This window comes from Propioniferax innocua, assembly GCF_006716235.1.
In the GTDB taxonomy this organism is placed as follows: Bacteria; Actinomycetota; Actinomycetes; order Propionibacteriales; family Propionibacteriaceae; genus Propioniferax; species Propioniferax innocua.
Genome location: NZ_VFOR01000001.1, coordinates 393,954 through 407,084, shown reverse-complemented (window position 1 = coordinate 407,084; position 13,131 = coordinate 393,954). Strand labels below are relative to the sequence as shown.

The window sequence follows — 13,131 nt, the reverse complement described above, 5'->3', positions numbered from 1 at the left end:
TGACGATCAGTCGTCGGGGTTCCAGCCGTCTGTGTTCGCCTCATCAGGGTGCGGGAGGCCAAGTGCGCGGCGTCGACGTTCGCGTCGGATCAGACCTGCGATCCACCACAGAAGCATGGCTCCGATGATGGCGTAGAAGATGTTCGAGATCAGGTTCGTGTAGGGCTCGATGATCTGCCAGTCCTGTCCGAGCCGGTAGCCGAAGCTGATGAACAGGACATTCCAGATTCCGCTTCCAGCGACGGTGAGCACGGTGAGTTTCCATACCGGCATCAGGTAGATGCCCGCAGGGATGGACACCAGTGAGCGAATGCCTGGGACCATGCGCCCGAAGAAGACGGCCTTGGAGCCGTGCCGGTCCATGAAGGAGACAGTCTTGTCGTAGTCCTCGACGGTGAGGAGCGGCAGTCTGATGAAGGCCTTCCGGAGTCGGTCGGGGCCCAGGAGCCGGCCGATTCCATAGAGGACCAAGGCGCCGATGAGGGAACCGATCGTCGACCAGATCAGCATTCCTGCCCAGCTCTGCTCGGCACCGGCAGCACTGACGCCGGCCAGCGGCAGGATGACCTCGGAGGGAATCGGGGGGAAGACGCTTTCCAATGCGATGAGGAAAGCGACGCCTGGGCCACCGAAGTGGTCGATCGTCTGTACTGCCCAGTCAACAAGGTTCATGTCGATAAATATATGTTTCAGTGCCGCGTGAACAGCTGCTTCGGAAAGCCTTCCAGAGCAGCGATGCCCAGAACGCTCTTCGGGTCATAGCCAACGCGCCACAGTCCGCCGTGCGCGGCGGCGTCGCTGAAGAGTTCCTCGGGATGCTGCCGTTCCACGGGGCCGCGCATGACGTCGTGCACCATGAGGGCGGCCATGAGCGGACGCACGGTCTCGGGTTCGAAGACCTCGACGCCGAAGCGTCGTGCACCCCCATAGGCAGCGGCCAGTACGGGGTTCTTGGTGACCGATCGCGTCAGCGTCGCGGGGGCGACGTTGAACGAGACGGTGTGCCCCGCCTGTTCGGCGGCAACGCCGCGCCAGCGTTGTAGCCGTTTTGCGATCGAGTAGTTGGGGCCCTGTTGCGGCACGATGATGTCGGCGACCCCGGGGCCGCCCTCGGTGGCCTCCGGGTAGGCACGGCGGTAGAGACGCCCACGGGACACGGTGCGCAGCGACGACTGTGCTGCTCGGATGAGCCTTCCCCGGTCATCCCAGTGCGCGCGGGCGTCTGCGACGATCGCTTCGTTGACCACGAAGGCATCGGTTGGGGTGGCGAGCCAGGCCAGGGCGGTGTCGGGATCGTCATCGAGCAGCACCGTGGTGAGCAGATCGGCGGCAGCGCTGATACGGACGTGGACCCCGGAATCGGCATAGGCGTGCATGCCGAGCACGAGGGGAGAGCCATCACGGTTGTGCCGGATCCAATCGAGGACCTGCCCCGGCTGGTGGACGATGTCCCCGCCGGCGTGGCCCCGGTCATCGATCGGGAAGGTCAGGGATCCGGCCGAGCGCGCGGCGATTCCTCGTTTGCGGCGCCAGGCCTCGCTGCGGGGCAGGTCGATCGCGAGCACGTCGCAGCCCCAGTCGAGCAAAGGCTCCAGGGGCCCCATCTCGGCGCCGGCGCCGATGAGCATCACCTGATGATCGGGGAGGATGAGCCACTCGGGGTTCTCCATGACCGACGTGATCGCGGATCGGAAGCCGTCCTCGACGATGCCATCGGCAACCCAGGCATCGAGCTGGCGGCGCAGCGCGTCACCGCGGAGCTTCGTGCCACGGTAGGGCACTACGAGTTCGGTGTGCGGGGTGCCGGTGCCGCGGACGGTCTCGGTCCCGAAGCGTGACGCGGAGCCCACCTCAAGCTGTGCATCAACCAGCGGAGTTTCGGATCCGTCATCGGCGATCACGACCATGCGTTGATACATCGACCGCAACCCGTCTTCGGCGATGTCGATCGCAGCGCGTGGGGACACCGATGAAGCCGCGGTGAGTGCATGGACGTGATCGACGTAGTCGCGGCGCCAGTTGGAGGCATCGGTGATCCGGGCGGCCAGGGCCGGATCCGTATGACGGGCCGCATCGGCGAGGATGCCGCGGGTCGTCGCGGTGGTGGAGCGTCGATCGCCGATGAGCGGAAAGTGGATTCCGGTGGTCTGTTCGGACATGCGACCATTCTTCACAAAGCTTCGGGGGAGTCCAGAACCCTGCCGTGGGCGAGTATCATTCCCCGGGTTGGTGTCGCATCGGTCCAGGGCCGGGGGAGGAGTTCGTGTGTCGGCTCCGTTGACCTGTGAGCATCCCCGCCCTGTGGTGCAAGTGATCGGTAGAGGACGCGTGGGGAAGGCTTTGGTGGCCAACCTCCGCGCCGCAGGACTTGCAATGTCCGAACCTTTGGGGCGTGGTGCGACCGGCGAAGGTGCCGACGTGGTTCTGCTCGCGGTACCTGATGCTGCCATCGCCGACGCCGCAGCGATGATCGGCCCGGGGCCGATGGTCGGTCACCTATCGGGAGCGACGACGCTGGAACCCCTGCATGGGCACCGGGCCTTCAGCCTGCACCCGGTCATGACGATCACCGGGGCCGAGACCGACTTCGCAGGTGCTCCCGCTGCCGTGGCGGGGGTGGGTGATGAAGAGATCGCGATGGCCGAACACATCGCGCACCTCATGGCGATGGAGACCTTCCGAGTCGCGGACGATGATCGAGTCGCCTACCATGCCGCGTGCTCGATGGCGTCCAACTTCGTGGTGACGCTGGAAGGTCTCGCCACCGAGATGGCGAAAAGTGCCGGTGTCCAGCGACGGATGTTGGCTCCTCTCGCGCGGGCAGCCATCGAGAACTGGGTGGAGAAGGGTGCTGCGGCTGCGCTCACCGGACCGATCGCCCGCGGTGACGATGCCGTGGTCCTGCGTCAAAGAGAAGCCGTGGCGGCGCGACTACCCGAGGGGCTTGAGACATTCGACGCCTTGGCCCGGTCGACGCGGCGGCTTGCATGCTCACGAGAAATCGCCCGCGACGCGGGCATGGAAGGGGAGGGACCACATGCTGGTGGTACGCACGGTGGCTGAACTGTGTGAGGAGATGGCCAGACGCGACGGTCCGATCGGGCTGGTGCCCACGATGGGGGCACTGCACGCGGGGCATCTTGCGCTCGTGGAGCGGGCGAAGGACGAGTGCGAGACGGTGGTGATGTCGATCTTCGTCAACCCCGCCCAGTTCAATGACGCACGAGACCTTGCGACCTATCCGCGTGATGAGGAACGTGATCTCGAAACGGCTGCCGAGGCGGGTGTCGACGTGGTGTTCCTCCCGGACCCGGTCGAGATGTATCCGCGTGGTTATGCGACGAATATCGTGGTGAGCGGACCGGTTGCCGAGACCTTGGAGGGGGCCAAGCGGGGGCGCAGTCATTTCGATGGTGTGGCCACCGTCGTCGCGAAGTTGATGATCGCTTCGGCTGCCGATGCGGCGTATTTCGGGCAGAAGGACGCACAGCAGGTCATCGTGGTGCAGCGCATGGTCACTGACCTCGGGCTGCCGGTGCGTGTGGTGGCGTGTCCGATCGTGCGGGATGCGGATGGGCTTGCGCTGTCGAGCCGCAATGTGCATCTCTCGGATGAGGAACGTGCCCGAGCATTGGCGATTCCCCGGTCCTTGAACGCCATCGCCGATGCAGTGGCTGGCGGGGAAATCGATGCGCGTACGCTGGCGGCTCGAGCGTTGGACGTTCTGGCAGAGGCCGAAGTGCTCGTGGAATACATTGCGTTCGTCGACCCTGACAGTCTCGAGCCGGTCGACGAGATCGACCGCGAGGTGCTGGTGGCCTTTGCCGGATCAGTGGGAACCACCAGATTGTTGGACAACATCGTGATCGGTCCCGGGTCGGGGACCGGGGAGAAGAGCCGTTGATGCATCGAACCATGCTGAAATCGAAGATCCATCGAGCCACTGTGACCGGCAGCGATCTGCACTACGTGGGGTCGATCACCATCGATCCCGATCTGCTGGAGGCAGCCGATATCTGTGTCCACGAACAGGTGCATGTCGTCGATGTCGACAACGGTGAACGATTCGTCACGTACACGATCGAGGGCGAGCGCGGTAGTGGGGATATGCAGCTGAACGGGGCAGCGGCTCGTCTGGTGCACGTCGGCGACACGATCATCGTCATCTCCTACGGTGATTACGATGAGGCGGATCTCGAGAGTTACGAGCCACGAGTGGTGCATGTCGAGCCGCAGACCAACAAGATCATGACCGTCGACGATCATCCCGAGATGCTGCTTGATGGGAGCACAGAATGAGCGTGACCACGGCCAAACTGGCGTCGATGAAGGCTGCGGGAGAGCAGATCGTCATGGTGACGGCCTATGACTTCCCTTCCGCGCGTGCGGCGGAGAAGGCGGGCGTCGACATGGTTTTGGTCGGCGACTCGGGAGCCAATGTGGTGCTCGGGTATGACACGACCGCCGAGGTGTCGATGGACGAGATGCTGACGATGGCCGCGGCGGCGCGTCGAGGGACGAAGACTGCGTTCCTGGTGTGTGATGTGCCCTTCGGCTCGACCGAGGTGTCCGATGAACAGGCCGTGGAAACCGCGGTCCGTTTTGTCAAGGAAGCCGGTGCCGATGCGGTGAAGCTCGAGGGCGGGAATCCTCGTCGGTTGAGTCGGATCCGAGCGATCGTCGACGCGGGTATCCCGGTGGTCGCGCATGTGGGGCTGACGCCGCAGACCGCCGTCGCGCTCGGTGGCATGCGGGCTCAGGGACGTACGGCCGAGACGGCATCGCGGTTCGTGCGTGAGATGTTCGCAGTCCAGGAGGCGGGTGCCTTCTGCGTCGTTGTTGAGGCCGTACCTGCTGACGTGGTGCAGCTGGTGCTGGAGCACATGCAGATCCCCGTGATCGGCATCGGCGCCGGTGCGGCTCACGGGCAGGTGTTGGTGCAGCACGACCTGCTGGGGATCACCGAAGGGCCGATGGCGTCCTTCGTCAAGAGCTATGCCCGGCTGAACGAGGCGTTCGCCGAGGGGATAGGCGCGTATGCCGATGAGGTGCGCTCGGGGGTCTTCCCTGCGGGGGAGCACTGTTACAAGAGCAAGCCCGAAGCTCTCGAGGCAGCCCGTGCCGAGGTCAACCAGCTCAGCTCCTGATTCCTGCATGGCACGGGGACCATTCGACGCTGCTGGCTCCACGGCCTGTGGCTTCGTGGTCTGTGGCTTCGTGGTCCTCGGCGCCGACGGGCCGACGGTGAGCGGAGCAGGTTTGATGCAGCGGGGATAGAATCGACGCCATGTCTTTGCTCGACCGAATCCAGTCGCCCGCCGATCTGCGTGCCCTCGCGCCTGCGCAGCTCGACACGTTGGCGACCGAGATCCGTGCGTTCCTCATCGAGAAGGTCAGTCTCACAGGTGGCCATCTCGGGCCGAATCTTGGTGTCGTCGAGCTCACTTTGGCCCTGCACCGTGTGTTCGACTCGCCGAACGATCCGATCATCTTCGACACCGGGCATCAGAGCTATGTCCACAAGATCTTGACCGGGAGGGCCGCGGAGTTCGACACACTTCGGCAGACCGATGGCCTCTCCGGCTACCCGAGCCGGGACGAGTCCCCGCACGACTGGGTCGAGTCCTCGCATGCGTCCTCGTCATTGTCGTGGGCCGAGGGACTGGCCAAGGGGTTCCGACTCACCGAGGCCGACCGCACGGTCGCGGCGGTCATCGGCGATGGTGCCCTCACCGGCGGCATGGCGTGGGAAGCGCTCAACAACATCGCTGTCGGCAAGGACCTGCCGTTGGTGATCATCGCGAATGACAATGGCCGCTCCTATACGCCGACGGTCGGTGGTATCGCCGAGCATCTCACCGGGCTGCGCACCGATCGTCGGTATGAGGACATGCTGGATCTGTTGCGCCGCAGCGTCTCCGGAACACCGCTGGTGGGTCGGGCGGCCTATGAGTGGTTGCATGGCGTCAAGATCGGATTGAAGGACGTGCTGGCGCCCCAGGGGATGTTCGCTGACCTGGGCATGAAGTACGTCGGCCCCGTGGATGGGCATGACATCCGCTCGGTCGAACGCGCCCTGACACAGGCCAAGCGTTTTGGCGGCCCGGTCATCGTCCACGTCCTCACCCAGAAGGGGCGCGGTTTCCAGGCGGCCGAGGACAACATGGAGGACCATTTCCATTCGGTCGGACGCATCGATGCGGCGACCGGGGAGTCGCTGGCCACGAGCTCGGCACGCACGTGGACTCGGGCCTTCTCCGAGGAACTGGTCGAGATCGGGCGTCGACGCTCCGACGTGGTGGCAATCACCGCCGCGATGATGCACCCCACCGGGCTCAACCGGTTCGCCGAAGTCTTCCCCGAGCGCACCTTCGATGTCGGCATCGCCGAGCAGCACGCCGCCACGAGCGCGGCCGGTCTGGCCGCCGCAGGACTGCATCCGGTCGTCGCGGTCTACTCGACGTTCCTGAACCGTGCCTTCGACCAGGTTCTGATGGATGTGGCGTTGCACAGGGCCGGCGTCACCTTCGTCCTCGACCGCGCCGGTGTGACCGGTTCGGACGGAGCCAGCCACAACGGCATGTGGGATCATTCGATCCTGCAGATCGTGCCGGGCATGCACCTGTGTGCTCCGCGTGACGAGGAGACCCTGGTGCGCGTCCTCAACGAGGCGGTCGACATCCCAGATGCCCCCACCGTCATCCGCTTCTCCAAGGACGCCATGCCGTCGTCCATCCCCGCGATCGAATCCACCGATGGTGTCGACACCCTGCTGCGCTCCGACGCCACACCACGGGTGCTCGTGGTGGCCCACGGACAGTTCGCGACGCTCGGGGTCGAGGTCGGGGAACGGCTGATCGATCAGGGGCTCGGGGTGCGCGTCGTGGACCCGGTGTGGGCCCTGCCTGTCAACCCTGCACTGGTGGAGATGACCCGTGACGTCGAACTCGTCATCACGCTGGAGGACTCCGGCGTCAAGGGTGGCTTGGGAGCACGTCTGGGCCAGGAGATGCATCTGGCCGACGTCTGGACGCCGATGCGCGAGTTCGGTATCGACCAGCGATTCCTCGAGCACGGCTCTCGCCGCGACCTGCTCAAACGGATGGGCCTGACCCCGCAGTCCATCGCGCGGCAGGCCATCGAGATCGTCCTGCATGGGGATCCCGGATTCGAAGCGAGCGCCGACGAGAAGCGGACGAGCGACCTCCACGACAAGTCCTGATCCCCGCCGCGGGACCTGCCCCGGAAACAGGGCCATGCATGCTGGTGGGATGATGGCCCGATGAGCGATTTTCCGCGTCCACGGCCCGTCATCGGGGATGCGACGAGCTCCGCTGAGCGCGCCGCCGACCACACTGCGTGGCGCATGGATGACCACATCCGACCCTTGGCCGACGTCATCGGTGCACGTCGTGACATCAGACGCTATCGACCAGATCCTGTTCCCGACGAGGTGCTGACCGAGGTCTTGACCGCCGCGCACCTTGGTCCGTCGGTGGGACATTCGCAGCCGTGGCGGTTCATCGTGGTGACGGCGGCCGAGACTCGCGATCACGCTGCCCACCTCGCGGATCGTTCTCGGCTGCGTCAGGCCCGGATGATGGAGCCGGACGCGGCTCGCCGCCTGCTGGATCTACAGCTCGATGGCATTCGTGAAGCACCGCTGGGAATCGTGGTGGCCTGTGATCGGAGGACGCCTGCCGCAGGCGTCCTCGGGCGGGCGACATTCCCCGACGCCGACCTGTGGGGATGCGCCTGTGCAATCCAGAACATGTGGCTCACCGCTCGTGCGCATGGTCTCGGGATGGGGTGGGTGACGCTGTTCGAACCCGCAGATCTGGCCGATCTCGTCGGACTTCCCGACGGTGTCGAATCGCTTGGCTGGCTGTGTCTGGGGTGGCCGGATGAACGTCCTCCCGAACCTGGTCTGCAGCGGGCCGGCTGGTCGCGTCGAGAACCGGTGGCGAGTGTGATCATGCAGGAGAGGTGGCAGGACCGGGAGGCGCCGGTGAATCATCTGGCGTCCGAATCCTCAGCTCCCGAACAGCACGCTCCCGAACAGCACGCGGTGGTGGCTGCTCGGGATGCCGCCGATCAGTTGCTGACGACGCCCGGTTCGTTGGGCATCCTGGATCGGACTCTGGATCGCGCATTGGCGGTGGGTGGGCCGGATCCCCTCGCCACTGCCGGGACGCTCATCCTTGCCGCAGCCGATCACGCGGTGGTTCGGCAGGGCGTCTCGGCCTTCGAACCAGAGGTCACAGCCGATATCGTCCGTGCTGCCCGAGCAGGATCTTCCATGGGCGCCGTCGCAGCCCGGGAAGCAGGGTTGGAACTCCAGGTGGTCGATGCAGGGATCGGGCGACCCGGAGGTGATGTCCGTGTTGCCGATGCACTTGATGCCGATACCCACGCGGAGCTTGTGGAGCGTGGACGGCAGATCGGCGGGGAAGGATACGGGCCGGTGGCGTTGGGGGAAGTGGGGATCGGAAACACAACGGTCGCCTCGGTCCTCACCGCGGGCCTGTTGGGCCTGCGGTCCGATGACGTCGTGGGGCTGGGATCGGCGTCCGACACCGACATGGTGGACCGCAAAAGGATTGTGGTGTCCGATGCCGTGGCGCGGATCTGCACCGATGACGATGAAGAGATCCTGCGTCGTCTCGGCGGGGGAGAGTTCTCCGTGCTGAGGGGCGTCGTGGCCGGAGCAGCGCGGGCCGGACGCGTCATCGTGCTCGATGGCCTGGCCACCTCGATCGCTGCGTTGGCGGCGGTGCGTGCTGAGCCGTGGATCCAAGCACACCTGGTGGCTGGACAATGTTCGCGCGAGCCTGCGCACCGGGCGGTCCTGGATGAACTCGGGCTGGAGCCGCTGCTCGACCTCCGGATCCGTTCCGGTGAGGGAGTCGGGGCAGCCTTGGCGGTGGGGCTGTTACGCGATGCCCTGATGCTGCGCCGTGATGTCGCGACCACCCGGTGACCCGTTACCTTGTGGGCACCCTCGATCACGCATTGGCCTCCCACCGACCGGGGCTCCATACATCGTTTTTCGTTGAGGACAGATCGTGTCCTCAACGACGCTTTTCAAAGACAGATCCTCGTTCGTCGAGGTCAGCATCTGTCCTCGATGTTTTTCTATCCCTACGGGGGTATGGCCAGTCCCTGCAAGGCACCGCCACAAACCAACAGAGAAAGACACCGCCCCGAGCCAATCGACTTCGCAGGTTGATCAATCGACCTTGCTGGTGGGGCAGTCGACCTTGCTGGTGGGGCAGTCGACCTTGCTGGTGGGGCAATCGACCTCGCAGGTGGAGCAACCGACCTTTCCGGTTGACTGCGGAACGCAGGACCCAGGGCTCCGGTGCCCCGGTGATCAGCCGCTGATCGCCCGGGCGAGGGGTTCTGCTGTCAAATCGCACTGCCAGGGGCGGGCACCATGCTCGGTGAGCCAGTCGGTGACTGCGGCAGGGGTCGCGTCGCACGGTTCCCACGCGAGTTCACGCCATGTGCCGGGGGAGAGGATGACCTCCGGGGCGACTCCGAAGCGTTCGGAGAGCTCATCCATGACCGTGCGCATCCGGACACGGCGCTCATCGGCTTGGGGTGCGCGTCGTGCCCACGACTTCGGATTCGGAATGCCGCTGCTTGGTGGGCGCAATGGTGGGTGTGAGCTTCGTGGCGCGGCCAACGCCTTTTCCGCGGCGGTCAGCCAGCGGGATTCGTAGCGCCGCGCGACGCGCCGCTCAAAACCGGAGATGTCACGCAACATGCCACGGTCGACACGTTTGTGTTGCCCCACCAAGGCGGCGAGATCCGAGATCGCAGAATCCTTCAGAAGCTTGCTTGGTGCCTTGTCGAGGGACCGGGCAAGTTCGTCCCGGGCCTCCCAGATCTGACGGAGAACAGCCATGCCCAGTGGCGTCCGAACGTTCTGTATGCCGGAGGTCCGGCGCCACGGATCGGGTCGCGGCGGCGTCGGATCCGCAGCGTGGGCCGCAAGATGTGCAAACTCCTGACGTGCCCACTCGGCGCGGTCGGCCGCGATGAGTTCGGCCACCATGTGTTCGCGGAGTTCGATGAGGAGCTCCACGTCGAGGGCCGCGTAGGTGAGCCAGCTCTCCGGAAGTGGTCGCGAAGACCAGTCCGATGCCGAATGCTCCTTCGCAAGCCTTTTGCCGAAGACCTTCTCGATCATGGGCCCGAGCCCGACCCGCGGCCAACCGAGGAGGCGCCCGGCGAGTTCGGTGTCGAACACCTGCTGGGGCACCAGAGCCACCTCGGCCAGGCACGGCATGTCCTGGGTGGCGGCATGGATGATCCATGGGACGTCGTCGACCACGGCCCCGAGTGCGGAGAGGTCGGCGGGCTCATCGCCGTTCCAGAATCCGATGGGGTCCACCAGGTGGGTGCCGGAACCGGCACGGCGCAGTTGGATCAGATAGGCGCGGGTGCTGTAACGAAAACCGTGCGCGCGTTCGGTGTCGATGGCAAGAGGGCCGGTTCCTGCGGCCAGGGAGTCGATGGTCTCCTGCAGTTGCGCCTCGGTGGTGGCGACGGGAGGCACCCCCGCAGTCGGTGCGGCGAGCAGGGGAAGTTCGGGCTCACTGGCGTCGGCTGCCATCAGCGCGCTCGTCGGGGAAGCATGACGACACCCTTGGGCAGTGGGGGCAGCCCTGCGGTGGTGCACAGCAGGTCGGACCACGCATCGAGGTGATCGGCCATGCCATCTCCCTCACCGATGTAAGGCGTCCACGAGGCGCGGATCTCGATCTCCGACCGGCTCTGCTCGTCATCCATCGCACCGAAACTTTCGCTGGTGACCACGGTGACCGTACCGGTCGATGCTCCGAACTCGCAGTGATTGTTCTCCAGACACTCCTGCAGCCAGGACCAGCCGACACCGGTCATCAAAGGATCGGCCGCCATCTCGGCATCCACATCGGCACGGATGTACACCACGCAGCGGAACGTGCCGTCCCATGCCGGGTTCCCCTCGGGGTCGTGGAGGAGTACGAGTCGTGCAGAACCCACCGTCGCACCTTCGGATTCGAGCTCGGCGGTGAGCGCCGCGGCATGCGGGGCAAGCCGCTGGGGCCCGGGGACCCTGTCCACATGGAGTTCCGGGCGCCAAGCATGGTCGACCATGGCCTGAGCCGCGCGCTGGAATTCGCGCGGAAGCTTGGATCCCTTCATTGCCTGCACCCCTGCAGGTTAAGCATTTCCTGTCAACGGGGATCAGCCGACTCGCCGTGACATGCAAGGATGGGGGGCGTGACTGATCCCTTCCTTGCCGCTGCTCGATGTGAACCCGATCCCGACCGTATCCCCGTGTGGTTCATGCGTCAGGCTGGCCGATCCCTGCCCGAATATCGGGAAGCGCGGGCCGGAACCACCATGTTGGAGGCATGCCGGATCCCCGAGCTGGTGTGTGAGATCACCGCGCAGCCGGTGCGCCGTCATGGCGTCGATGCCGCAGTGTTCTACTCCGACATCATGGTGCCGCTGAAGGCTGCCGGTATTGACCTGGACATCGTGCCAGGGACCGGCCCTGTCGTAGCCGAGCCCATACGTTCACGAGCACAGGTGGATGCGCTGCCGGAACTCGGCGTCGAGGATCTCGATTTCGTGACCGAGGCAGCTCGCCTGCTCGTAGCCGAGCTCGATGTGCCGCTGTTGGGGTTCTGCGGTGCGCCCTTCACCTTGGCCAGTTACCTCGTACAGGGCGGGCCGTCGAAGGATCACGCGGTTGCCAAGTCGTTCATGGTCTCCGAGCCCGAGACCTGGAATGCCCTGTGTCAGCGCCTCGCACAGTATTCGGAGGTATTCCTGCGGGCACAGATCGAAGGTGGTGCCGCAGCTGTGCAGGTGTTCGACTCGTGGGCGGGAAGCCTTGCTCCGGAGGACTACCGGAGCTTCGTCAAGCCGCATGTCCGTGGACTGCTCGGTTCGGTCACCGATGTGCCTCGCATCCACTTCGGCGTCGGCACCAGTGAACTGCTGGCAGACATGGCCGCTGCAGGTTGCGAGGTCGTCGGGGTCGACCATCGTGTGCCGTTGGCTGAAGCGTCTCGTCGTGTTGGTGGCGGGCATGCCATGCAGGGCAACCTCGACCCCGCGCTGCTCAAGGCTGATTGGGAGGTGATCGCCGCACGCGTCGAGGCGGTCATCCGTTCCGGGGCCCACACACCCGGACACATCTTCAACCTCGGCCACGGCGTACCGCCGGACACCGACCCGACAGTACTCACCCGCATTGTCGAACTCGTGCACGAAGAAGGCCCCACGTGGCGTCGTGACGAGCTCGAGCGCATCGCGGACAACGACTGACCCCACCAACCAAGGAGGAAACATGACCCACGAGAAGATCGAGCACGTCGATCCCCAGGCCAACGCCGACTTCGATCGGATCAACGCAACCAAGCGCTACGTGATGTATTCGGTGTTCCGTCGCACCGATCTTCCCCGTGACGTCGAGGAGGCCACGCACCTGGCGCAGAAGGCACTCGAGCAGGTGCAGGCTGTATCCGACGATCTGATGATCCGTGGCTGGTACGACGTCTCGGGGTTCAACGCTGACGCCGACCTACTGGTGTGGTGGCACGCGAGCGAGTATGAGGATTTGCAGCGCGCTTACAACACCCTCCGTTCTTCGGATCTTGGCCGTGGCCTGCAGCCAGTGTGGTCGCAGATGGGTCTGCACCGTCCCGCGGAGTTCAACCGTCGCCATGTGCCAGCCTTCATGGCCGACGAGGAGCCGCACGACCACATCTGCGTGTACCCGTTCGTGCGCTCCTACGAGTGGTACCTGCTCTCGGATCACGAGCGCATGCATTTGCTGCGTGAGCACGGTGGGCTGGCCGCTGACTACCCCGATGTGCGCGGTAACACCACCATGGGCTTTGCTCTCGGCGATTACGAGTGGCTGCTGTGTTTCGAGGCCGACGACATGACCCGCATCGTGGAGTGCATGCGCGAACTGCGTGCCTCGGCCGCGCGCCGTCACGTGCGTGAGGAGACCCCGTTCTACTCCGGACGTCGCCGCGAACTGGCCGACATCGTGCGGGGCTGGCTCGGCCTCACTGACTGAGGTCGCCGAACCATTCGACAGATGCAGGGCCCCGACCATCTGGT

The 13,131-nt window shown here is 65.2% G+C and carries 13 protein-coding genes; 9 read left to right on the top strand and 4 right to left on the bottom strand.

Features of this window, described 5'->3' with window-relative positions; all coding sequences use genetic code 11:
• Positions 1 to 6: 6 nt before the first annotated feature.
• Positions 7 to 672 carry a DedA family protein gene (locus FB460_RS01865; RefSeq protein ID WP_142092419.1) on the bottom strand — a complete coding sequence of 222 codons (666 nt, stop codon included), beginning with the start codon at positions 670 to 672 and terminating at the stop codon, positions 7 to 9.
• A gap of 17 nt (positions 673 to 689) precedes the next feature.
• Positions 690 to 2,159, bottom strand: a complete 1,470-nt coding sequence (locus FB460_RS01860; RefSeq protein ID WP_142092418.1) for a hypothetical protein — start codon at positions 2,157 to 2,159, stop codon at positions 690 to 692.
• Positions 2,160 to 2,373: 214 nt separating this feature from the next.
• Between FB460_RS01860 and FB460_RS01855 the strand changes: the two genes are divergently transcribed.
• Genes FB460_RS01855 through bluB form a run of 7 tightly spaced genes read left to right on the top strand, consistent with a single transcriptional unit; the run spans position 2,374 to position 8,980 of the window.
• A complete protein-coding gene (locus tag FB460_RS01855; RefSeq protein WP_211345791.1) occupies positions 2,374 to 3,063 on the top strand; it encodes a DUF2520 domain-containing protein in 690 nt (229 codons plus the stop codon).
• Complete coding sequence (panC, locus tag FB460_RS01850; protein ID WP_142092416.1) at positions 3,038 to 3,904, top strand: pantoate--beta-alanine ligase; 867 nt, start codon at positions 3,038 to 3,040, stop codon at positions 3,902 to 3,904. The genes FB460_RS01855 and panC overlap by 26 nt, the downstream gene beginning before the upstream one ends.
• An 11-nt stretch (positions 3,905 to 3,915) precedes the next feature.
• The gene (panD, locus tag FB460_RS01845; RefSeq protein WP_281281817.1) at positions 3,916 to 4,299 is read left to right on the top strand and encodes an aspartate 1-decarboxylase; all 384 of its coding nucleotides are present in this window, start codon (positions 3,916 to 3,918) and stop codon (positions 4,297 to 4,299) included.
• On the top strand, positions 4,296 to 5,147 hold the full coding sequence (gene panB / locus FB460_RS01840; RefSeq protein ID WP_142092414.1) for a 3-methyl-2-oxobutanoate hydroxymethyltransferase: 852 nt from the start codon (positions 4,296 to 4,298) through the stop codon (positions 5,145 to 5,147). Before panD ends, panB begins: the two co-directional genes overlap by 4 nt.
• Before the next feature lie 7 nt (positions 5,148 to 5,154).
• On the top strand, positions 5,155 to 5,277 hold the full coding sequence (locus FB460_RS13390) for a hypothetical protein (protein ID WP_281281816.1): 123 nt from the start codon (positions 5,155 to 5,157) through the stop codon (positions 5,275 to 5,277).
• A gap of 10 nt (positions 5,278 to 5,287) precedes the next feature.
• A complete protein-coding gene (gene dxs, locus FB460_RS01835) occupies positions 5,288 to 7,222 on the top strand; it encodes a 1-deoxy-D-xylulose-5-phosphate synthase (protein WP_142092413.1) in 1,935 nt (644 codons plus the stop codon).
• 60 nt (positions 7,223 to 7,282) lie between these two features.
• Positions 7,283 to 8,980, top strand: a complete 1,698-nt coding sequence (bluB, locus tag FB460_RS01830) for a 5,6-dimethylbenzimidazole synthase (protein ID WP_142092412.1) — start codon at positions 7,283 to 7,285, stop codon at positions 8,978 to 8,980.
• 393 nt (positions 8,981 to 9,373) lie between these two features.
• Here the strand turns inward: bluB and FB460_RS01825 are convergent, their stop codons facing one another.
• Both FB460_RS01825 and FB460_RS01820 read right to left on the bottom strand, forming a co-directional pair.
• Complete coding sequence (locus tag FB460_RS01825) at positions 9,374 to 10,621, bottom strand: HRDC domain-containing protein (RefSeq protein ID WP_142092411.1); 1,248 nt, start codon at positions 10,619 to 10,621, stop codon at positions 9,374 to 9,376.
• Positions 10,621 to 11,193: a DUF3000 domain-containing protein gene (locus FB460_RS01820; protein ID WP_142092410.1), complete on the bottom strand. Its 573-nt coding sequence runs from the start codon at positions 11,191 to 11,193 to the stop codon at positions 10,621 to 10,623. The genes FB460_RS01825 and FB460_RS01820 overlap by 1 nt, the downstream gene beginning before the upstream one ends.
• 78 nt (positions 11,194 to 11,271) lie before the next feature.
• On the opposite strand from FB460_RS01820, the gene hemE reads away from it, so the two are divergent.
• Positions 11,272 to 12,327 carry a uroporphyrinogen decarboxylase gene (hemE, locus tag FB460_RS01815; protein ID WP_246044198.1) on the top strand — a complete coding sequence of 352 codons (1,056 nt, stop codon included), beginning with the start codon at positions 11,272 to 11,274 and terminating at the stop codon, positions 12,325 to 12,327.
• A 22-nt stretch (positions 12,328 to 12,349) separates the two neighbouring features.
• On the top strand, positions 12,350 to 13,087 hold the full coding sequence (gene hemQ / locus FB460_RS01810) for a hydrogen peroxide-dependent heme synthase (protein ID WP_142092408.1): 738 nt from the start codon (positions 12,350 to 12,352) through the stop codon (positions 13,085 to 13,087).
• Positions 13,088 to 13,131: the final 44 nt, after the last annotated feature.